The sequence below is a fragment of the Kribbella sp. NPDC051952 genome (genome assembly GCF_040680855.1).
Lineage (GTDB): Bacteria > Actinomycetota > Actinomycetes > Propionibacteriales > Kribbellaceae > Kribbella.
Genome location: NZ_JBFAXQ010000030.1, coordinates 50898 through 71778, shown reverse-complemented (window position 1 = coordinate 71778; position 20881 = coordinate 50898). Strand labels below are relative to the sequence as shown.

The following is a 20881-nucleotide window of genomic DNA, read 5'->3' as shown; positions in this document are numbered from 1 at the left end:
TGTGCGCGTCGCGGACTTCGCCCGCGTCTGGCTGGCCGCCGAGCGGCGTGCCGATGCGCTCGAGACGCTGGGGCGCGAGGACGGCTTTGTGACTGGTGTGGTGTGGACCTGCCGGTGGATCGCGAACGCCGGGGTTCGATACGACGGGCCGGTCAACGGCCGTCGCGGCGACGTGGCTGCGTCTCCGATTTCCCGCAGGCATGAATCCGCCTACGAGGAGTTGATCGAAGAGGAAGCCGTGCGGGCCGAGGTCAAAGCCTTGCGCGCCGGCGACTGGCCTGATCTGCCGGGGTATGTCGCCGGTGTGGCTGCCACGTTCGCGTGGGCGTGGCGGCGTTCGGGCCGGCCACCGATCGAAGTTGGCGGCCAGCTCGTCGGCTGAGCTCTGTCCCTCACGGCTTCCGCGGCCAGTCGGCGCCGGCAGACCATACCCAGCGATGAATACCGGACGCCTCGACCCGGTAGGCGAGCGGCCAGCCGCAGAACTCATCAGGGGCTCAGCCGCACGTCGCGCGTCTGCCCAGTCCGAGACATAGAACGCCTGACGGTCCCACGGTCCACTCACGAGGGTGATCACCGGCTCGCGCAGCGGCCCGGACATCAGCCAGCACCGGGCTCGGGCACCGGTCGAATCTGGCTCTGATCGATGAAGGACACGCGACCGTCGGCGTGCCGGACACGGCCGAGCCACCGGCCGCCTTCATTGATCCACGCGTCAAGTTCGCCGATCCGCTGCTGCCAGCCGTCGACCGGCACCGGCGGATCGACGCGCCGGACGTCGGCCTGATCCCGGGGGCCGTGAACGGTGTACTGCAACTCCAGATCCGAGGCCAATGCGTTGGCCTCGATCTCGGTCGCGCACCGGCCCCGGTGACCGTTCATCGCGTTGTCCCAGACCAGCCAGTCTCTGTCGTCCCCGTCGCCAGGTCGCTCATTGAAGCGTCCCACCATGGAACTCATCATGACATTAATCGAACTCATGTTCTAGTCAGGTGCAGGCGTCATGTCAGCGTCCATGTCCTGTCTCAGGACATCGGTGACGGTTCTGCATCAGGACATCGGTGACGGTTGATGTGTCAGGACTTCGGTGACGGTTCAGGTGTCGCGGCGTGGGCCGCTGCGGTGGCCGTTGCCGACGTAGATGATCCCGGGGGCGGGTCGGGTGTGCTCGATGAGGATCTCGCCGTCGAGGTCGGCGACGGTGATCTTGTCGCCGGCGGTGATGACGAGGACCCGCTGGAAGGCTCGCCGTCCGTCGACCTGGTAGGTGACTTTGTTGAGGACGAAGCCTCCGCCGGCGGTGAGTTTCTTGGTGATGGTGCCGTCGGGCAGGTCTGTGGGTGCCGGTGTGCGGGGTCGGCGGGGCGGCGCGGGAGGCAGGCGGATCAGGTCGCGGGCGGGGCGTGGTGTTTCGGTCTTGTCGATGGCCTGCCAGGCGGCCTGGGGTGTGACTCGGCCGGGGAGTGCCTGGTGGGGGCGTTGGGTGTTGTAGAGGTGGTCGAAGGCGTCGACCTGGGCTTGCAGTTGGGCCAGGTTGTCGACGAGGGGTTGTTTGTCGAGGTAGCGGAACAGGGTCTGGTGGAAGCGTTCGTTCTTGCCCTGGGTGGTCGGTTTGTAGGGCTTGCCGGTGATCGGTTCAACGCCCAGGGCCATCAGGTGGCCGCGAGGGGTTGAGCGCGATGCCGTTGTCGGACAGGAGTTTCTGCGGGACACCGTGGGCAGCGGTGGCTTCGTCGAAGACGGTGATCGCGGCCTGCGCGGTCTCGCTCCAGGCGACGTGGGAGGCGACGGCGTAACGGGAATGGTCGTCGATCAGCTGGAAGAGATCACGCACTTGCGGCCGCGGGCGAGGACGTACTCGGTGGCGTCGAGTTGCCAGCAGGCGTTCGGTGCAGGGTAGACGAACCGGCGCCATGCCGCTCGGGGTTTCTTCCGCGGTTCCAACCGGGCGACACCGGCCCGGCGGAAGATCCGGGCCAGCGAAGCGATCGAAGGGACGACGTCCAGGCCCATTGCGCGCATCTTGTCGTGCACGCTGATCGGGCCGCAGTCCAGGCCGGACCGCTCGAGCGCAGCCCGGACCCCGATCGCCTGCTGTTTGACCTCGTCGGTCAGTTTCGACGGGCTCGTCTTCGGCCGCCGCGACCGTGGTTCCAGCGCCGCTGCCGGCCCGTCGGTCAGGCTGCGCCGCCGGATCTCGTAGAACGTCTTGCGGGAGATGCCCTGCTCGGCGCAAAAGGACGTCACCGCCCCACGAGGTGCGTCGGCCGGCCACTGGGTGATCGCAAGGCGGACGCGAGGATCAACAGACTCGTTCTTCGACACCCAGCGCAGTCGACCGGCCCGAGCAGCATCAGCCGCGCCGACCCACCGAACTGTCACCACCAAGACGACCGGAACCGTCACCGATGTCCCGATCAAAAACTGTTACCGATGTCTTGAGAGATGACATCATGTCAGCGTCCAAGCGTGCTGAGCCGCTGTTCCTCCGTATCGCGCCGTTTCCTGATCGCCCCGGCATTGCGGACGGCCTGGTTGAACGCGCGTTCCAGGCGGGTGGTCTGCTTGCGCGTGGCCGGAGCGCCTGCCGGGTCTGCTCGAGCTGCTCGTTCAGCCGAACCAGGTCCGCCTCAAGGTCCGCGAGCCGGTGCTGATGCGCGTCGAGCAGTTGCTCGGCCTCCTCGCGCACGGCCTCGGCGGCGGCGTAATCCGCTTCGGCCTGCCCAAGACGCTCCAGAGCGACCCGACGCTGTCCGAGAGTCCAGTCGGCCTCGGATCGGCCAGCGGTCGTCGGCGCACTGCGCTTTGCAACCTTTCGGGACGGTGTCTTCTGGGTGGCTGTGACCGTCGTACGACGCGGGGCCGGGCTGGGGCCAACTGGGCAGGGTCGCCGTTCTCGTCGACGACGCCGAGCCGACATGGCGCAGCGCACTGGTCAGTTGCCCGGTCCGCAGAAGTTGCGCGGCGCCAGGATCGATCAATGCGGCGTCCAGGGTCTCGGCCAAACGCTCTGCAGTCTGCGGCGTGACACGTCGGCCGCCGGCGGCTCGGTCCCGCGCGATCTGCACCAGGTTGCCGACCAGATCGTGCCGCTGCCGGGTCAGCTCGCGCCGCCTGGCACTGTCTGCGGTCAGGTAGGTCTCGCGCAGCTGCTCGCCGAGCTCAGTGAGGGCATGGATACCGTCCGGGTCGACACGGACAAGCTGGTTGGCCAACCACGCCGACACCGTCGGCTTTCGCAGCGCCATCACCGCCGCGACGCCCCGGTCGCCACCGCGCGCCCCGACCGCCTTGGCGAGCCGGTTCCGGGCAGCCACGAACTGCTCGGGCGGCAGCCCGTACAGCTCGACGACCGCAGTGTCTGTGTCCACCTCTCTCAACCACGCGCGGCCGAGCTGGTCTCGGCAACGCTGCCTTCAGCTCGGCGCGTTGTCGGATCCGGCCAGAGGTGTTCGTAGAAGGGGTGACCGGCCGCCCACGAGGGGCGCCACACATCGCAGGAGATGAAACCATGTTCGGGACACCGTTGACACCAGACTCGATCAGGGCGGAGACGGCCTACCGGCTGGAGCGAACCAAGCGCGCGTTCCGGTCCGCGCGCCGCCGGGGCAGGTCAGCCGGCTCACCGGCGCATGACCGACACCTAGATCCTCGAAGACAACCTCGACCGCTTCAGACAACTCGGTTGGTCGAACTCGGCAGGGATTGACTTGTCTAGTAAGGCTAGTTGACTGAACTCCTCAACTCTTTTGATCGGTCGTCGAAGCCAGCATGGCCATCAGGTCTTCCGTACAGCGCCGGTGAAGCCGGCGATGAACAGGGTGGCGAGTGCCCAGGCTGCTGCCTGGAGGAACCAGCCTGTCATGGTGAGCATGTTTCCAGTGTGCGTCGCTGCGGTTGTACATGTGGCGCTGGCGCTGGTCTTGATTAGTGGCAGGCTGAGATCGAGGCCAAGGCCAATCCGTTCGACGGCGTTGCAGGCGGTGCCGGGTGACATGGTTTGCGAACGATGAATGAGCCCGCCGTGCTGACCAGCTACACAAGTGAGGATGACAGAGATCGCTACGACGGCCAGCAGCCCTACCAACGCGCGCCCTGGCTTGTAGCCGTAGCCAAGCAGGAGGCCGGTGAGTCTGGCCCAGGCGCGTTCGCGCCGGCCAGTGATGGCTTTGCGTCTCAACTGGTCCTGGCGCTGAGCGATCAGAATCTCGCGTGCATCCGCCTCGTGGCCAGCAGCCCGAGCCGCCGTCGCGAGGTGTTGGTAGGGCTGCGCAGCGTACGCAGGGGTGCGATATGCGAGAAGGCTGAGCCAATCTTCGACGGAGGGCCCTGAGGGGAGGCCTGCGTAAGTCAGTCCGTCGACGTCCAACCAACCGGGTCCGCCTGACTTGTCCCGCACTTTACTGATGTCGATAGCAAAGGCTCCGACACGGGCGCCCGCTAGCGTCAGAGTCCCCTGCTTGCCGTGACCTGTCGCGCTGAACCCGTCCTGCAGCAGAAGGGCGTAGTCGGCCGTCAGACCATCGGCTACCAGCGCAGGCCCGGAGTCGTTCCTCATCGACGCTCCCGCCGCCTTCACCGGGCCGCCAACGTTGGCGCCAAGCAGGCGCACCGCGCCGTCTTCGCCAGAGCCAATCGCTTCAAACCCTTGGAGAAACAGGCCATGATCCACCGTGAGCCCATCGGCGACGAATGCGGGCCCGGAGTCGTTGCGCAGACTGGCCCCGACAAAGCCGAGTTGGCCGCCGACATGAGCGCTGGGCAAGCGCACCGCCCCGGCATCGCTCGAACCTGTCGCACTAAACCCGTCGGTCAGGAACAGGTCTTGCTCAACTCTCAGGCCGTCAGCAGTCAGCGCGGGACCAGATTCGTTCGTTAGCATCGCCCGGACACCGATAATCTGCCCACCTACGTGAGCGCCTAGGAGGCACACCGCGCCGTCATCGCCAGCGCCAATCGCCGTAAACCCGTTGTCCATGAACAGGTTCTCGTCAACCACCAGCCGCAGCGCGTTCAGCGCCGGTCCGGACCCACTGTTTAGTATCGCCCCGGACAGTACAGCAGGACCACTGACGTGGGCGCCGACCAGAACCACCGCCCCACGACCTCCACCGGTGGCTCTGAATCCGTCGCTCATAAACAGGCCCTGTTCGACGGCAAGCAGCTCGGCGTCCAGGCCCGGCCCAGAGTCGTTGCTAAGAGTGGCCCCGCACAAGTTGAGTTGGCCACCGACTCGAGCGCCCAGAAGACACACCGCTCCACCTCCGCTAGAGCCGGTGGCGGTGAAGCCCTCGGTGAGGTAGATGGAGTCATCGACGCTTGTTCGCGTGGCATCCAGCGCGGGTCCTGAGTCGTTGCTCAAGGCGGCGCCCGAAGCGTCGAGTTTGCCGCCAACGTGGGCGCCTCGTAGTCGCACCGCTGCACGCCCGGAGCCGATCGCCTCGAACCCGTGGCTGATGAAGAGGCCTTGATCGACCGTAAGCTGATCGGCCGCCAGCGCGGGGCCGGAGGCATTCGTCAGCGTCGCAGCGGAGGCGTCGATCTGTCCGCCGACGTAAACGCCACTCAGGCACACCGCCCCAGCCTCGCTCGAGCCTGTCGCGCTGAACCCCTCGTCCAGAAACAGGTCTTGCTCCACCCTCAGCCCATCAGCGATCAGCGCAGGCCCGGAGTCATTGCTCAAAGTGGCTCTCGACATGACCAGCTGGCCACCAATGCGCGCGCCTGCCAACCGCACCGCCCCGTCCCCTCCGGAGCCTGTCGCGCTGAACCCCTCGTCCAGAGACAAGTTCCCGTCAACCGCAAGCTTGTCGGCGCGGAGGGCTGTGCCGGAATCATTGCGCAGTGTGGCTCCCGTTGCGTCGAGTTGGCCGCCAACGTGCGCGTTGGTCAGGTCGAGCGCATGTTCAACGCGGCACCGCGGCATACCAAGTGCTCTGAATCGACCTTCGCCCAGATCAGCACCCGCCGGAAGAAAGCAGACGTACAGTCTCAGCGGCATCGCGGCCTCGAGATGCCGCAGGTTCAGTGGGCCTTCGATTCTTGCACCGGTCAGCTTGATCCCGCGCGGGTCGGGATCATCGACGCCGCGGCCACGAAGTATCTCGCGGATCACGTCCGCGCGTATGGTCCGCTCTGCACTCCATGCCATCATCTCCTCTGCGGTAACATCCAGCTCGCCGTTGCTGAGATCTAGTTCGTCGCCATCGCGGACGCATTGAAGGAGTCGCTTCTCCACTCGGCTCAAAGTCAGCTTGCTCATCTCGACCGCGGCCACAAGCCCCTCCTCACCCACCGAATGATCACAGCAGCATCGCAGGTGCCGGTGCAGTCCGTAACCGGATGTTCAACGACTCGGCTGAGCACGTAAGCACACCAGCCGCCGGCGAGGCGACTGACAACCGGTAGCCTCGCCAGCCGCGCCGAGATAGTTCTCCGGCTGGTCTATCGCGGGATTGTTGGTCGTCTCAGTCCGGCGCTGAGCCCTGACTCGATGGTCCGTTCCGCCTCGCGTCGGCTGCGCCCGATCCGTCCGGATGCTGAGAGCAGTTCGTCGCGGATTGCCTGCGGGTGCAGGCGCCCGTCGCGGCGACGCGGCCCAGCGCGTACGCCGACGCGTTCAGATCGTTGTTGCGTTGTCCCTTTCGTCGATGCCAGCAGTCTATTCAGCTGCGCCGACAGGGCTTTGAGCCCGTACGCCGCGCCCGGCCGCCCTGCACTCACATGCACGGTCGTCGGAGACGCAGGTGGCGGCGTTAACGCCTCCGCGATCCAATTCGGCAGATCAGCTGGTCGGCGGATCACGTCCGCGCGGTAACGCTGACCACAGACGACCGACCCTGCTCCCACGACATAGCCGCCGCGGCCTCGGGTGTCGATCTTCCAGCCCAGCCGTCCGGCGGTGTTGCCGAGCTGCGTGCCTGCAGGTTGCCGGTAGTACAGGTGCTATCCGCTGTCCCGATGCTCGGCTGGCTCGGTCTGGTCCGGCCGGAACTGATCGCCGCCCCCTGGGACCGTCTCCCACTCGCCTACATACAAGCTCCTCGTCCCGTCGAGCTGGCTAGGCCCGATCGAAGACCTCCTCACCGTTGAGAAGCCGTTGCTGCCCCACACCCTTAGATGATCGTCCCGCGACCCGTCGCGCCCGCTTACTCCCGGCTCAGCAACTCCCGTTCCTGCCACTTAATCATCGCATGAACATCCTCGCCGTTTGCGTTGGTGCCGGCCAGTGCCAACTGTTGGGTGTTCCTTGATCAGCGCGTCGCGTCAGGAAGATGATCGCGGCACTCGGCGGAGCGAATTGAGACGAGACGAGTACTTGCCACAGCTCATCCGCGTCGGGTTGGCTGTGCATCCGAGTGTCTTGGGGGAAGCGGTGGGGTGGACTGATGATCGCGTCAGCTGTGGGTTCGATGATTCGACGGCGAGAACTACCGCACCGCGGAAAGTTGTCTTCACATCGGTCCAGGTGGGCCGCGAAACGTTTGATTGCCCAAATCGACAGAATGCCGAAGAGTCTCTGCAGTCGGAGATTGCTTGGATTGGAACAATACCTGGCCGGTCTCGGGTCATCTGACGAGGGTGATTCCGGTAATGCACTGTTCGCGTGGTCGGGGGCGATTCTCATCAAGATCAGTGAGGACACCAGTTCGACAAGCCTGGGCGTTCTGTCTGACGATACTGTCGGCAAACTGTATGAATTGCTGGCCCGTGAGTATTCCCGATTCGGCGATTGGAAATTCTGCACCCAGGCGTACTACTACGCAGCAGAATGCCGAGCGAGCAGTTCTCCGAGTGCGAGCCTGCGTTTGTACATGACGGCTATGGTTTGTTCGCTCAAGGCAGGAGATGCAGAGGTTACCGACAGACTGCTGGCGATCGCCGGGGAGGCTGAGCATCCCGATCCGGCCGTTCCGTTCTTTGTCGATCTGATTCGGGCGCTGCACGAGGGACGCATGCCGCGTTCGTGTACGGGCGAGGAGATGGTAAGCCTGGCTGAGTTTGGAGACCATGTCTTCGGGATGACGTGCGCCGTCCTCGCAGATCGGTTTCGGCTGGCGGGCAGTCATGATCGAGCTCTTCAGTTTGGGCGCGCGGCGGCGGACTATCTTGGACCTGCCGGGGCCGATGGCTGGATCGTGGGCAATGTCGAGCAGCAGGTCGCCTTGGCTCGGGCGGCGTCGGGAGACTACGAGTTAGCGCTACGGAGCGCGCTGGTGGCGTGGGCCAAGCTGGACTCCCAACGGTATCGGGCATGTGATCACACTCAGCGGTTGTCGCTGTGGAAGAACATGGCGGGGGCGAGGTGGGTCGCGCTGAGTTCCGCCTTGGCGCTCGGCGATGTCAGGACCTTGGTTGAATTGATTGAAGCGTGCCGTGTGCAGTCTATCTTGGCCACCGAGACCGAGGTCTTCGACAACGACGAGGAGCAGGGGACCCAGAAATTCGAAGATAGGTCGGGAATCAGTGCGGACGGTTCTGAAGGGCCGTCCGACGAGGCGCCGGACAGTGGTAAGTCTCTGCCGTCGCTTCTCTTTAAAGCCATGGAGGATGCGCAAAACTCCAACAAATTGGGAATCCCTTCGTTTGTTACCTACCAAGGTTTCTCTCGACTGGCTCAGGAGTTCGTCGACCAGGATCCGGACTTGCAAGGCAAGCTCGAGGAGCTTCCGCTAGAATACGCGCTCCCGGCTGGACTATTCTGGTCATCGCACATTGAGAACGCGCATATGTTCTGGTATGTGGCGCGAGACGGCGAGGTAGTGAGTCACGGCATGACCGACCTTCGCGTCATCCAACATCTCACGCCGATCCTCACGGCGCTGACCGGCTACTCGCACGGCAGCGAAGGCAACTTGTGGAATCTTCCCGACCTAACCGCGGCGGACGAGGTCGAAGACTGGGAGCCGTTTCGCGACCTGGGAAGCTGGCGATCGGTCGAGGAGGAGGTCGTTTGCAGGACTATCGGGAATTTGCTGCCTCCGGCTTTGGTGGAGCTGATTAACACGGCAACTGGCCAGACGCCGATCCTGACTCTGGCCTCGTCTCGCGAACTCAGTTGCGTGCCGTGGGCGATCGCGCTGATGCCAGGCCTGGATACCAGACTGATCGAGCATGTGGCGTTGCAGATGTGGACGTCGGTGCGGTCGGAATCGGTGCGGCGACGGCGATGTGAGTCGCGTGAACCAGAAGCCGGCCTTCGGCGTCCGTTTCTCATTGCCTGCGACAACCCGGACGGAACCCTTCGGGACAGATCCATCGGATCGAGCATCAAGGATGGCGCCGTTCGGCTGGGGACGTACGCGGGCGACGGTCCAGCCCTTAAGCAGGTTTTGCTCAGAAGTCTACATGAGATCGGATCCAACACCGACGGCTTGTTCTTCTACCGCGGACACTCAAGGCACTCCATAGACCCGGCCACCACCTACCTTCCACTGCAGGATGAACCGCTATATGCGGGCGAGTTGTTCGGTCAACTCGAAGGTGGTATTCCGTTCGCCCCTATGCCTTCGATGGTTATCCTGTCGTGTTGCTCTAGTTCGACCGGGGCGCTGTTGGGAGGCGAGGGAATCGGCTTGGTGGCCGGATTGATCCAGGCGGGAGCAGACGAAGTGATCGCTACCTCAATCGATATCCTGGACGTGTCCTTCACCGGCGCATTCGATGATTTCCTGATCGACGGAATACGCAAAGCGAAGAACGGACATGCACATATGCTGAGAGAGTTGCAGTTGAGAATGCTTCAAGAGTGGAAAATTTTCTCCACCCGGGGCGGCCAGGACTGGTCCGAGGATGTCCTCGACCCACACCCAATCATCTGGGCCTTCTATCATGCGTACTGAGACAAAGGACATGGAATGATAGCTATCGAAGTTCCCGGTGAACTGGCGGAAGCGTTGGCCGCAGAGGGGCTGACGGCCGGCCGGTTCGGGGCCCGTGGGCAGGTTGGCCAAGTCCTGGTGGAGGGCTTCGCTTCTGCCGCGACAGTTATTTCTCTGTTCCAGGGGCCGGAGACCTTCGTCAACCTCGCGCGGCTGTTGAAGGAATCGGCTGGGAGGAAGCGTCGAGACGAGGTCAAGGTCTCCGTCAAGGGACCGAACGTCAAGATCGAATTCGTGGTTACCCAGGAATCCGATGTGAAAGTGATTGCAAAGTTTCTGAAGGATGCTCTGATTGGAGAGTTGAAGACGCCTTCGTCCGGATCGAGATGAAGGTTCCCTTCGTGGGCGCAACAGTTCCGATTGTTGCTCCCCTGAGTGTGGAATGATGACCGGGCGTGTGAAGGCGTGCCGTTGTGAGGTGATGAAGGGCGCTAGGGGCGCGGGGACAAGCGCATCAGCTCGGCGCGGATGATGGACAGCCAGTCGACCAGGAACCACTGATTCTGGTTATCGGCCGGCCGGCCGGCGTGGTGTGCGCTGCGGAGTGGCTACACAAAGCAGGGGGCTCGCCAGAAGGTCTTGGCGTCTCACCCTGCCCGTATCGCAAGGTGATCGTCTGTCCGAGTCACGAGGGCGACCGTCGGAGCAGTAACGAGCAAACAATGCAAATGGAACTTACATAAGAACAACTAGCGCAGCTCCCGCCGAGCCCTCAGACAAGGGCCGCGCTGACGCCATCGCCGAGCCAGACCGAATACTCAGACATCGATCATGCTGAACCGCGACCGCCAACGCCGCCATCGCACGATCCATGTCACAACATATTCAAAGTTGTAGAGCGCGGGTGATACAACGGGGGAATGAACTGGGTCACCGTGATATGGATACTGTTTTCGATACCTGGATCGGTTGTCGCTACATTTATTGCACTTTCTATCTCCACTCAAGCCACGTACCAATTGAGTGCTTTGATCACGGTCTTCCCCGGGCCACGCGAGGACGACTCCGGACTTTCTGGCGTTCTGGCTCGCTGGTTGCGGATCATAAGATTCGCCCAGCGAAGAGATTGGCGTCGAGGCACACGAATCGCGGCGACATGGGTCTTCTGCTACTTGGGGCCGTACTCGGATCAGCCTTTGCTGGATTCGTGGCCACACTCGTGGCGTGGATGCCATTCATCATCGTGAGAGACGTCATTGGCCCCCCACCTGAGGGCAACCGAAGCATTCTACTGCCATGGATACTCGGCGCGCTTCTAGGCACATTGTCACTGCTACGGTCAATGCAGTACGCATCATCATCCGGCCGCAAATCAACGTGGAGCACCTTGCCTCAAATATCTTTTCCGGTCGGCGAGGTGAGCTGGACCCGACGCACTGAATTCCTTCGGAACGTCTATCGTCATCACCAACTGCGATTCGCTGTAAACGCCTCAGCCATAATTGGTGTTCTGAGCCTGGCCGTTGCCAGCGGATCGACCAACTGGAATCCTCAGCCAGCCACGCCCACGAACTCCCGGACTGTGATGGACATCTACGATTCGCTGTGGCTTGCCGGACTTGCACTCGGCTAGGCGACCCGGTGGCTACTCCTGACCAGCATCGATATCGCTAATCCTGCGATGGCGTCGATCTGCGCTATTCATCGCTTCAACGACGCGACGGTTCGGCCAGTGAAAAGAGTTCACTCGACCTCTGTCATCGACCCGCTTGGGAAGCGGCGTGCGCAGCTGACCAGCATCTCTCGACTTCTCGTTAAAGCAGCACGACGCCTGGAGGTGTCAGCTCCACTGCACCCGATTGCTTCAATTCTGCGCGGAATGGCGCTACACACCCGGCAAGACCTCTCTCGCGTCGGTTCGCTAAGGCCGGCCTCACCTGCTGCATTGACAACCATGCTGACGATGGTTGCAACATTGTTCGCAGGCCCTCGCACCATGGATGCATATCAATACATCGCTAACTACGTCGGCGCTTTTGATGATCAAGGCAACCCGATGCCAGAGCTGCGGGTGGCGGCGACGGGAAAGTGGAAAGCATTCACCAATCGTATGCTCGAACTACTGGAGACCTATGCGCGCCTATTTGCCGCCGCCTGGGGCTTGTTCCTGCTCGCCGCATCGATTTACCTCCTTGCTACGGGACGGCTAGGTCTGAACAATATTCAGTTTGAAAAATGACACCTCCCGGCTCAAGCAAAGGCGACCAGCTCGATTCGCTGATGTTCTGCCAGTTCAGCACCGGCGCCGCGCCCAGGACTACTTGGGCAACTGCTTGGATACGGACTACAGTTCAGTGAAGGTAGCCGTCCCACTTCAACCTCGCAGCGCGACCCGCCCGGCAAGATGTGTGCACCGGGGATCTGATCGACCGATCGCGCCAGGGCGACCTCGACCGGGCCGGCCGGGATCCGTAGGTCGCGTGGTTCAGTGCGTCGCCTGCCGAGTGTCATGGCCGTTCCTGTTCCGTGAGCGGTGGAATGGCGGCCGCACGATGACTTTCACTTGCTGGACCTTCAGGCTGGAGTCGCGACGCGGGCAGAACCGGTGGACCGGCAACCAGTGCATTCAAGTGTGCGGTATTCCCGTCCCCTTCGGGCGATCGGGGAGTGTGATCACTGACTCTGGTTCGTGAGCAGTGTCGGGCCATGAGGACGACGAGGGACATCCTCGTCGAGCTTCGACAAGTACGCTCAAGTGCGCCCGAGCCTATACGCCTCGAGTACCCGCTCTTGGCCCGTGCATGAGACGAAGCCGATTACGGTTGTGGCTTCGAAGCCTCCACCGACGGCTATCTCGTCGCCTGGCCGGGCGGCCATCTGTCCTGTTGCGTCGATCAGGGCGGGTGTGCCGTCACGGAGTGCGACACTCCAGCCTGGAGGCCAGGCCACATCGATGTCGACGACGTCGTCGATGCCGGCAGCGGTGCTCATGGGGGTCCGGACTACTAGGCAGTTTGTTGAAGTGTCGATCTCGAGGGTTCAACAAACTGCGCCTGTAACGCCACGGTAGGGGCTTCACGTTGAACAGTCAGACCGGGCATTGCAGCATCAGGGCTCTTCTTCGCGTCGCGATTCATCGGATCATCTCCAGAGCTGTCTCTGAGCGGCGGATCACCGATGTCGCCTGACCTACGCTCTGCCGTGACGCTGGCACTTCGGACCTCTCCCGGGTGGAGGTAAGGGACCGAAGTGTTCCACGGTCTCTTCGGCGGCCCTCGAGCGTTGATACATCTCGAGATGGTCTGGGCGGAACCAGTACCGGCCTTTAGCGTCCTGGTCGGCTGGGACCAGGCCCGTTCTGGCGAGTCGTCTGACCTGGTCGATGCTGACGTTGAGAACGCTGCCGGCACCGGCAGTGCCCAGCTGGCCGATCCGATCCGGCGGCGTCCGGTCTTCAGGGGCGGGATGCCCCCCCGCGTACCGTTCGACGTCCTGCCGGAACACTGGCCACTTCGGGTTCGGAACGGAACTCAACTCTCCATTCGCGACTAACACTCGCACGTGGTGGAGCGGCCGGGCGAGGATCCGGGCCGCCTCCGACAATGAGACTATCTCGCCTCCGTCGCGCACGGCCTCAACTGCCGATCGGCGGAGCATGCGGTAGTGCTTGTCGCGGTGCAGTTCGCCGCGGTCGAGCATCCGGAAGACTGTACGGCGTCCAACGCCAAGGATCCGAGCCGCCTCGGCGGCCGAGATCCACTCGTCGTCGTTAGTCTCGGCGGGCGTGTCCACTAGTTCGCCGCGTCGAAGGCTTCCCTGATTTCGGTTGGGACTCGTCCGCGGTCGCTGACGTCGTAGCCGTTGGCGCGAGCCCACTCCTTGACCGTGCGAGCATCAGCACCGACCTTGGATCGGGTGACCTTCACACCTCGCCTATTCCTGATCGGTCGAGCGACTTGAATGTAGACCGCGAGGACCTTGCGGAGCGCCGCGGCATTCTTCGTACCGAGGTCGATCTCGTAGGAGCTACCGTCGAGCGCAAAGACGATGGTCTCTCCCCTACCTGCAGGCAGATCTCTACCGTCGATGTCGTCCGTGAGTTGGATCTCGACTCTCTGAGCCATCGGTTGCCTCTCGTCGGAGCGGTGCAGGTACGGCACAGCATTGTTCATCGCTGCGCCGCGATGCCGGACCAACACGAACGCCCCAGGTAATGAGCCCCCGTCGTAACAACAGCCATCGGATGTGGGGTTCGAGGCAACAGAACCCTCACACGTCGTAGTCTCTGTCTGACAGTCGGTGCGGCAGACGGGGTGACAGTCGATGCGAGTTGTGCTCACGGTTGTGGATCCCGTGCGGGGTGTGAGCGCCGACGTGATCGTGGACGCTGAACCTGACTCGAAGGTCGCTAGCGTCGTCCCGCGGCTGATCCAAGCGGTGAGCGGGATCAGCGCCGGACCGGGGACTGCCTCGGTAACGAGTCTGCTGGGCTGCCGGTGGATCCGGTGATCTACGTCGACGGGAAGGTTGTCGGCGCGACACTAACGCTGGCCAATTCGCCTTTGAAGGAAGGGGCGATCGTCAGCATCGGTGACTCCCGCGGATGCCTTCCGCCGGAGCCGCACGGACTCGTGGAGCTGCGGGTTGTCAGCGGTCCGGGAGCTGGTGCGGTGCATCGGATGGGGATCGGAACGTACACGATCGGAGCCGCAGCCGAAGCTGCTATCCGCCTCGGCGGCTCCGGCCTGCCGGACGTGATCGGCACGATAACCGTGTCGACGGTCGGCGAGGTCACCCTGAGGTCCGAGGTACCGGACTCCGCGCTTGGAATGGATCGGCCCGTCGACACCTCGGCCGGACCGATCGTCATTGACACCAAGGAATCCACCCAGACTCTCGAGTCCGGCAAGCGACCAGCCCTGCTCGAACTCAACCGCAAGCCGCTGGACTCCACGAGCAGATGGTCCGGTACGACGTGGCCGCCGGGCGCCCAACTGACGGTTGGCCCGGTCATCCTCGCAGTCGCGACCATCGAACCGCCGGACGCGTCGCTGTCCGCCAGCCCCGTGGGTGGCACTCTCGACTTCAACCGGCCGCCACGCCTGCTGGCGCCACCGCGACTGACCGAGTTCACCCTGCCGGCCGAGCCGCAGAAGCCGCACCGGCAAGGATTTCCGCTCGTGATGATGGCGCTGCCGCTGGTCGGATCGGTGGTACTGGCACTGTTCATGCGACAGCCCTCCCTCCTGCTGTTCGGCCTGCTCTCGCCGCTGATGTATCTTGGCCAGTTCCTGCAGCGCCGGCGCGAAGGGAAGACCTCGTACCGCCAGCAGCTGGCCGAGTTCCGCGAGCGGAAGCTCCGGATCGAAGGCGACGCGATCGCTGCATTGGCCATCGAACGCAACGCGCGGCGGCGCGACCTGCCGGACGCGGCCAGTCTGTTGCTCCTGGCAACCGGCCCGCGCGCACGCCTGTGGGAACGCCGACCAACAGATCCGGACTGACTCGAGCTTCGGCTCGGTACGGCGGACCTGCCGAGCGAGGTCCACGTCGAGGACTCGACCCAGGAGACCCATCTGCGCAGCCGCACCTGGACCGCACCCGACGTCCCGGCAACCGTGCCATTGGCAGCAGTCGGCGTCCTGGGAATTGCCGGGCCGAACGGCGACTCGCAGCGGCTGGGCGCCTGGCTCGCCGGCCAGCTGGCGACGCTGCACAGCCCGCGCACGCTGCGCCTGATGGTCCTCTGTCCGCCTGATGCGGCCGACGCGTGGCAGTGGATGCGCTGGCTCCCGCACACGCGCGGAACCGAGGACGACAGCTACCTGAACTGGCTGGGCAACGATGACGAGACCACAATGCGCCGCATCACCGAGCTCGCCGCGCTCGTGGAGGCCCGCCGCAAGTCCGTGGACAACCCGATGGCACCCCCGGCCATGTTCACCGAGCAGATCGTCGTGATCATGGACGGAGCCCGCAGGCTGCGCCTGCTTCCAGGGGTCGTCGGACTGCTCCGGGACGGCCCCTCCGTCGGCGTGCGTTTCGTTTGCATGGACGCCGATGAACGTCAATTCCCCGACGAGGCGCTGGCCGTGGTGACGCCATCCGGTCCGTGGTGGCGGCTTCGCCGGACCGGGACGACGACCGTGGACGGCATCCGGGCCGACCTCGTCACCGAACGGTGGCTGGATCGACTGTCCAGATCCCTGTCACCGATCCGCGATGTCTCCCGCAACGACGAAGCGACGGCCGTACCCGCCACTAGCCGACTGCTCTCGGTATTGGGTTTGGATCCGCCGCAGCCCGAACAACTCGCCCGAGCCTGGAGCGCCCGCGGCCGGACGACCCGGGCCCTGATCGGTGAAGGGGCCGATGGCAACTTCAGCATTGACATCGTCCGGGACGGCCCGCACGGCCTCATCGCCGGTACGACGGGTGCCGGTAAGTCCGAGCTGTTGCAGACGATCATCGCTTCCCTTGCGATCGGCAACCGCCCGGACGAGATGACGTTCGTACTGGTCGACTACAAGGGCGGCGCGGCCTTCAAGGACTGCAACCACCAGCCCCACACCGTCGGAATGGTGACCGACCTGGACGGCCACCTGACCACCCGGGCCTTGGCCTCACTGGCCGCCGAGTTGCATCGGCGCGAACGTCAGTCGAAGGAGGCGGACGCCAAGGACATCGAGGAGTACCTCGAGCGGATGAATCCCGGCGACGAGCCGATGCCCCGGCTGCTGATCGTGATCGACGAGTTCGCCGCGATGATCGCCGAGCTCCCCGACTTCGTCGCCGGCATCGTCGACATCGCCCGCCGCGGCCGCTCCCTCGGCGTCCACCTTCTTCTCGCGACGCAGCGGCCCGCAGGCGTGGTCACCAACGACATCAAGGCCAACACCAACCTGCGGATCGCCCTCCGCGTCACCGACACCGGCGACAGCACGGACGTGATCGAGGCACCGGAGGCGGCATACGTCGCCAAGTCGACTCCCGGCCGGGCGTACGCCCGGCTCGGGCATTCCTCGCTCGTGCCGTTCCAGACGTCTCGCGTCGGCGGCAGATCGCCCGCACTCGTCGCCGCGTCCGTTACCGCCCGGCCGATGCGCTGGGACGAACTCGGCCGGCCGATCATCGTTGCCTCCATCCCCGAAGAGGCGGACGACGCACTAGCTCCCACCGACCTGGCGCTACTGGTGCAGAGCCTGCAGGAATCAGCGCGCCTGACCGGGGCGACGACGCCTCCGAGCCCGTGGCTTCCACCGCTGCCGGACCGGGTCACACTCGACGAGTTGGAGGTCGACCGGACCGGCGACGACCTGCCACCGATCCCGTTCGGCCTCGCCGACCTCCCGCACGAGCAGGCTCGCGCGGTGGCGACGTACGACCTCGACTCCTCCGGACCACTCGCGATCATCGGCGCCCAGCGCAGTGGTCGGTCGGCGGTCCTCCGGGCCATCGCCGGCTCGATCGGCCAGCTGACCCATCCGAGCGACGTCCACCTGTACGGCGTTGACTGTGGCAACAATGCGTTGCTGCCACTCGTCAGCCTGCCGCACACCGGCGCGGTCGTAGCCCGTGATCAGCTCGATCGGCTGACCCGGCTCACCTCGCGGTTGCGAGCGGAGATCGGGCAGCGACAGCGACAGCTCGCGACGAGCGGCTTCGCGGACATCGCCGAGCAGCGTCGCCGCAGCGCACCCGACGATCGATTGCCCTACCTCGTCGTCCTCCTGGACCGATGGGAAGGCTTCTACGCCGCGTTCGAATCCACCGATGGAGGTCGGCTGGTCGAGGCGTGGTTTCACATCCTGCAAGAGGGCTCCGGGGTCGGTGTGAAGGTGATCCTGACCGCCGACCGGACCGCGATGATCGGCCGGATCTCCGCGCTGCTGGAGGACCGGCTGATGCTCCGGATGACCGATCCGTCGGACTTCATGGTGATGGGTCTCCCGGCCAAGGACGTGCCCCAGCACTTCCCACCGGGTCGCGGATTCCGCTCACGCGGACTCCGCGAAACACAGGTGGCCCTGCTCACCGAGGACGCCGACGGCACGGCGCAAGTCGCCGCACTGCACGAGATCGCGGCCCTGGCCACGCCGGTGACCGAGCTTCCGTTCAGCCGGCGGCCGTTCCGGGTGGATGCCTTGCTCGCCTCGATCGACGCAGCCGCAGCCGTCGCCCTCGGCCCCGAATCGCTGCGGCCCACCGAGGTTCTCGTCGGTGTCGGCGGCGACTCGCTCGGCCTGCGATCCTTCGACGCGTTCGAGCACGGTCCAGGGATCGTCGTGGTCGGCCCACCACGGTCCGGCCGCAGTACGACATTGCTCACAATGGCAGACTCGTTGCTCTCCCGCGGTTGGCAGCTTGCTGTCATCATGCCGAGGCGGAGCCCGTTGCGTGACCTGCTCGGTATCGACGGTGTAGCCGGCGTCTTCGGAGCCGATGCCGATAGCAACGAAGTGACCGCGGTCCTGGACGGTCTGAAGGCGCCGTACGCGATTCTCGTCGACGACGTCGAACTGCTCGGGCAGGACACCCCGATGGCCGAGCTTGTCGAGGCGCGAGTAGCGACGATGCGGGACACTGGCAATCTGATCCTCGCTGCCGGTACGACGGGTGACCTGGGCACCATGTACCGGGGGCCAGTGGCCGCTCTGAAGAAGTCCCGGTCCGGCATCGTGCTCGCCCCGGAGAAGTACGATGATGCCGAGATCTTCGGCATCCAGCTCCCCGTCGGCCTCCCGGCTGGCGCGCCGCCTGGCCGCGCCCTGCTGGTTGCCGCCGGCCAATGGCAACGCATCCAGGTCGCCCGGCCTCGGTGAGGCGCACGAAGTCGCTCCTACGACGACTCTTCGCAGGTCGCCGGGCCGGGGAGGGCCTCACCAGTTCCCGCCATCACCTTCTGAACGTTCCGCGCCCCATACGCCGAGGAGTCCCTCGCGGCTGCACACCAGGCTCTCCACCGCTTCCATGGCCTTCACCCTGATTTCGGGGGCTCGGCACTCCCTGCGCCCACCCTCACGGGCAGACCTGTAACGACGCCGCAGGCTTCGCTTGATGCTACGGACCACTCAGTCGCTCCCCCCTTGAAGGGCTCTCGACGCTGGGCTTCGACGCCGGACGTTTCCCTCCGACGCCGCCAGCCTGCTACCGAGCTTCCTGAAAGCTACCCGGACCGGACTCCCACCGGCAGGCGACGACGAGCTTGTCAACAGCAGATCACCTATCCACGACGACCTCCTGTCTCCTGGTCGCACGAAACGCCGAGCCTAGAATCGATAGGGTCACGCCACATCGTCTTCTGCGAGGTCGGGGGTGTTGCTTGGCCGTAGTGTCTTCACGAGGACGTGGGATCAGTGTGCGCCGACGGGATGGCCGCCGGGTCGGCCTCGTGGGGCAACGCCTTGGTGAAAGAATGTGGTGGGTGTGAGCGTGCGGTCGGGGCTGCCGCGTGGTCGGCCAACACTCCGATCCGTGACCGACCCCGCCGCTCGTACCAGTGTTCGGCGGGACTGCCGGTCTGCGTTTCGAGTATGAGGAGCCACCGGCCGCGCTCGGCCGCCGCCCGCTCCAGCGACGCCATCAGCCGCTGACCAAGGCCGCGTTCGCGCACCTGAGTGTGCACTAGCACCTTGTTCACGTCCGCCCGATGCCGGCCGGTCGCCTCCTGCGCCGGTCGCAACTGGACGACGCCGACTATCCGGCCGTCGTCGTCCCGGGCCACCCAGGTGACGTGCCCCGGGTCGGCCAGCGCGTGCGCCACCACTCGACCGCCTCCCCGAGCGTCAGGTCGGCCAGGAACCTGCACTGACACCGTCCGCCACAGCGTCGAGCAGGAGCGCGGCGAGGTCAGCGACCGCCGTCGCGTGGTCCTGCGTCTCGAGCACGCCCCACCTCGAAGGCCACCTCACCACCCTGACAGCCGGGCAAGCACTGGATGCTCGCTGACCATCCCCAGCGCACAATCGCTAGGGTGGGAGTGGAGCATGCGTGAGGAGGTGTGATGGCGGTCGACCATGAACACGCGGCGAGTGAACGCGACTACTACCTGGCAAGGGTCGGCGATGCCTTCGGCGGCGCCCGGCCCGACGCACGCATCGTCCGCACGGCCACCCTTGATGCGCTTGATGCCGCGCGCTGGGCGGCCGGCGCGGACGGCGACGACGGCCGGATCTCCAGCGCCTTACGGGATGCCGGACAACTGGGCGTCGCCTTGTTGCAATCTGTGCGGGGAGAGGTCGCAGGTGTGCCCTTCCGCGGCACGCTGGCCTCGGTCCCCGTCGGCCTCCCTGCAGACGGTTTTCACGCCGGGCTCTGGGCTGAGACGCTGCTAGCCGCCACCGCCGCCCAGGATGCCGCCAGCGCCGTCCGCCTCTCCCGCGTGCGGTTCGACGCCTTCACGCCCGGAGGATGGCCGGGTCAGGCGGAGATCGCCGCCGCCGTCGCCACGGTCTGGGCTGGGGATGGCGACATCGGCTCACATCTGGTGGCCGCCCTGGAACGCACCGACCCTGAACGACTGCCCGGCGACCAGGCCAACGCCGCGCTGGATCTGGTCGTTCCGCAGGCAGCCGTCCTCGAAGCACTGGCCGGTGACCGGCCCATCGATCCGCCGTTGCAGGACGGCGCGAACCGCTTCGTCCGGTACTGGGCCGCCCGGGACGACGCGGCACCCGAGAACCTACTGTCCGTCCCACTGAGCGGGCTCGCGGTGCTGGGTGAACTGCTCACCGGCGCTGCCGTGACCGGCCACGCGGTGATCCCCCCGGCCGTCGTCGCGCGCGAAGGCGGCAGCATCCTCGCCTGCCCGGCGTGCGCCGAACCCTTCGATCCGGCCCAGCCCGAGTGCGCCTGGTGTGATACCGATCTGACTGCCGACGCGCCGCTGGAAGTACCTCTGTCGCAGTGGCTTTCGGCCCGCCGCGAGCCGTGCCCGAACTGCGCCGTCCTGGTGCACCCGCAGGCGCTGCGCTGCTGGTCCTGCCAGACCCGCCAGGACCGCTGACGCCGCCCATCCGTCCGGCGGTACGCACGCGCTGCGCGTGACATCCTCGCGCGGC

Annotated in this window: 14 protein-coding genes and 1 pseudogene; 8 read left to right on the top strand and 7 right to left on the bottom strand. The window is 65.0% G+C overall.

Annotated elements, in window-relative coordinates; all coding sequences use genetic code 11:
- The first annotated feature begins 1 nt into the window (after position 1).
- Positions 2 to 382, top strand: coding sequence for a hypothetical protein (locus AB0L70_RS35950; protein ID WP_363691296.1), 381 nt, complete (start codon positions 2 to 4; stop codon positions 380 to 382).
- Positions 383 to 600: 218 nt separating this feature from the next.
- On the opposite strand, the gene AB0L70_RS35945 is transcribed toward AB0L70_RS35950, so the two are convergent.
- Positions 601 to 951, bottom strand: a complete 351-nt coding sequence (locus AB0L70_RS35945; RefSeq protein WP_363691295.1) for a hypothetical protein — start codon at positions 949 to 951, stop codon at positions 601 to 603.
- Between the two features lie 144 nt (positions 952 to 1095).
- Positions 1096 to 2247: pseudogene (locus tag AB0L70_RS35940) on the bottom strand (IS481 family transposase).
- A gap of 671 nt (positions 2248 to 2918) precedes the next feature.
- Between AB0L70_RS35940 and AB0L70_RS35935 the strand changes: the two are divergent.
- Positions 2919 to 3458, top strand: coding sequence for a hypothetical protein (locus AB0L70_RS35935; RefSeq protein ID WP_363691294.1), 540 nt, complete (start codon positions 2919 to 2921; stop codon positions 3456 to 3458).
- Between the two features lie 320 nt (positions 3459 to 3778).
- Here the strand turns inward: AB0L70_RS35935 and AB0L70_RS35930 are convergent, their stop codons facing one another.
- The gene (locus tag AB0L70_RS35930) at positions 3779 to 6277 is read right to left on the bottom strand and encodes a hypothetical protein (protein ID WP_363691293.1); all 2499 of its coding nucleotides are present in this window, start codon (positions 6275 to 6277) and stop codon (positions 3779 to 3781) included.
- Between the two features lie 167 nt (positions 6278 to 6444).
- Positions 6445 to 6942, bottom strand: a complete 498-nt coding sequence (locus AB0L70_RS35925; RefSeq protein WP_363691303.1) for a bifunctional DNA primase/polymerase — start codon at positions 6940 to 6942, stop codon at positions 6445 to 6447.
- 599 nt (positions 6943 to 7541) lie between these two features.
- On the opposite strand from AB0L70_RS35925, the gene AB0L70_RS35920 reads away from it, so the two are divergent.
- The 3 genes from AB0L70_RS35920 to AB0L70_RS35910 all read left to right on the top strand — a co-directional run bounded on the left by AB0L70_RS35920 (position 7542) and on the right by AB0L70_RS35910 (position 12060).
- On the top strand, positions 7542 to 9842 hold the full coding sequence (locus AB0L70_RS35920) for a CHAT domain-containing protein (protein WP_363691292.1): 2301 nt from the start codon (positions 7542 to 7544) through the stop codon (positions 9840 to 9842).
- Positions 9843 to 9857: 15 nt separating this feature from the next.
- Positions 9858 to 10211 carry a hypothetical protein gene (locus tag AB0L70_RS35915; RefSeq protein WP_363691291.1) on the top strand — a complete coding sequence of 118 codons (354 nt, stop codon included), beginning with the start codon at positions 9858 to 9860 and terminating at the stop codon, positions 10209 to 10211.
- A gap of 1291 nt (positions 10212 to 11502) precedes the next feature.
- Positions 11503 to 12060, top strand: coding sequence for a hypothetical protein (locus AB0L70_RS35910; protein WP_363691290.1), 558 nt, complete (start codon positions 11503 to 11505; stop codon positions 12058 to 12060).
- A gap of 950 nt (positions 12061 to 13010) precedes the next feature.
- Here the strand turns inward: AB0L70_RS35910 and AB0L70_RS35905 are convergent.
- Together AB0L70_RS35905 and AB0L70_RS35900 are read right to left on the bottom strand one after the other, a co-directional pair.
- The gene (locus AB0L70_RS35905; RefSeq protein WP_363691289.1) at positions 13011 to 13613 is read right to left on the bottom strand and encodes a helix-turn-helix domain-containing protein; all 603 of its coding nucleotides are present in this window, start codon (positions 13611 to 13613) and stop codon (positions 13011 to 13013) included.
- Complete coding sequence (locus AB0L70_RS35900) at positions 13613 to 13993, bottom strand: Lsr2 family protein (RefSeq protein ID WP_363691288.1); 381 nt, start codon at positions 13991 to 13993, stop codon at positions 13613 to 13615. Before AB0L70_RS35900 ends, AB0L70_RS35905 begins: the two co-directional genes overlap by 1 nt.
- Positions 13994 to 14317: 324 nt before the next feature.
- Between AB0L70_RS35900 and AB0L70_RS35895 the strand changes: the two genes are divergently transcribed.
- Both AB0L70_RS35895 and AB0L70_RS35890 read left to right on the top strand, forming a co-directional pair.
- A complete protein-coding gene (locus AB0L70_RS35895; RefSeq protein ID WP_363691287.1) occupies positions 14318 to 15325 on the top strand; it encodes a hypothetical protein in 1008 nt (335 codons plus the stop codon).
- A gap of 114 nt (positions 15326 to 15439) precedes the next feature.
- Entirely contained in the window at positions 15440 to 18643 is a 3204-nt protein-coding gene (locus AB0L70_RS35890; RefSeq protein ID WP_363691286.1) for an FtsK/SpoIIIE domain-containing protein, read from the top strand.
- A 515-nt stretch (positions 18644 to 19158) separates the two neighbouring features.
- Here AB0L70_RS35890 and AB0L70_RS35885 read toward each other — a convergent pair.
- Positions 19159 to 19587 carry a GNAT family N-acetyltransferase gene (locus AB0L70_RS35885; protein ID WP_363691285.1) on the bottom strand — a complete coding sequence of 143 codons (429 nt, stop codon included), beginning with the start codon at positions 19585 to 19587 and terminating at the stop codon, positions 19159 to 19161.
- A 237-nt stretch (positions 19588 to 19824) separates the two neighbouring features.
- On the opposite strand from AB0L70_RS35885, the gene AB0L70_RS35880 reads away from it, so the two are divergent.
- Positions 19825 to 20826, top strand: a complete 1002-nt coding sequence (locus AB0L70_RS35880; protein WP_363691284.1) for a hypothetical protein — start codon at positions 19825 to 19827, stop codon at positions 20824 to 20826.
- Positions 20827 to 20881: the final 55 nt, after the last annotated feature.

What these genes read in the sequence shown, in the direction of transcription:
- AB0L70_RS35945 (WP_363691295.1), bottom strand. Translation starts at nt 951, where the DNA reads ATGGTGGGACGCTTCAATGAGCGACCTGGCGACGGGGACGACAGAGAC.
- AB0L70_RS35935 (WP_363691294.1), top strand. Translation starts at nt 2,919, where the DNA reads ATGGCGCAGCGCACTGGTCAGTTGCCCGGTCCGCAGAAGTTGCGCGGC.
- AB0L70_RS35915 (WP_363691291.1), top strand. Translation starts at nt 9,858, where the DNA reads ATGATAGCTATCGAAGTTCCCGGTGAACTGGCGGAAGCGTTGGCCGCA.
- AB0L70_RS35910 (WP_363691290.1), top strand. Translation starts at nt 11,503, where the DNA reads ATGGCGTCGATCTGCGCTATTCATCGCTTCAACGACGCGACGGTTCGG.
- AB0L70_RS35900 (WP_363691288.1), bottom strand. Translation starts at nt 13,993, where the DNA reads ATGAACAATGCTGTGCCGTACCTGCACCGCTCCGACGAGAGGCAACCG.
- AB0L70_RS35880 (WP_363691284.1), top strand. Translation starts at nt 19,825, where the DNA reads ATGGCGGTCGACCATGAACACGCGGCGAGTGAACGCGACTACTACCTG.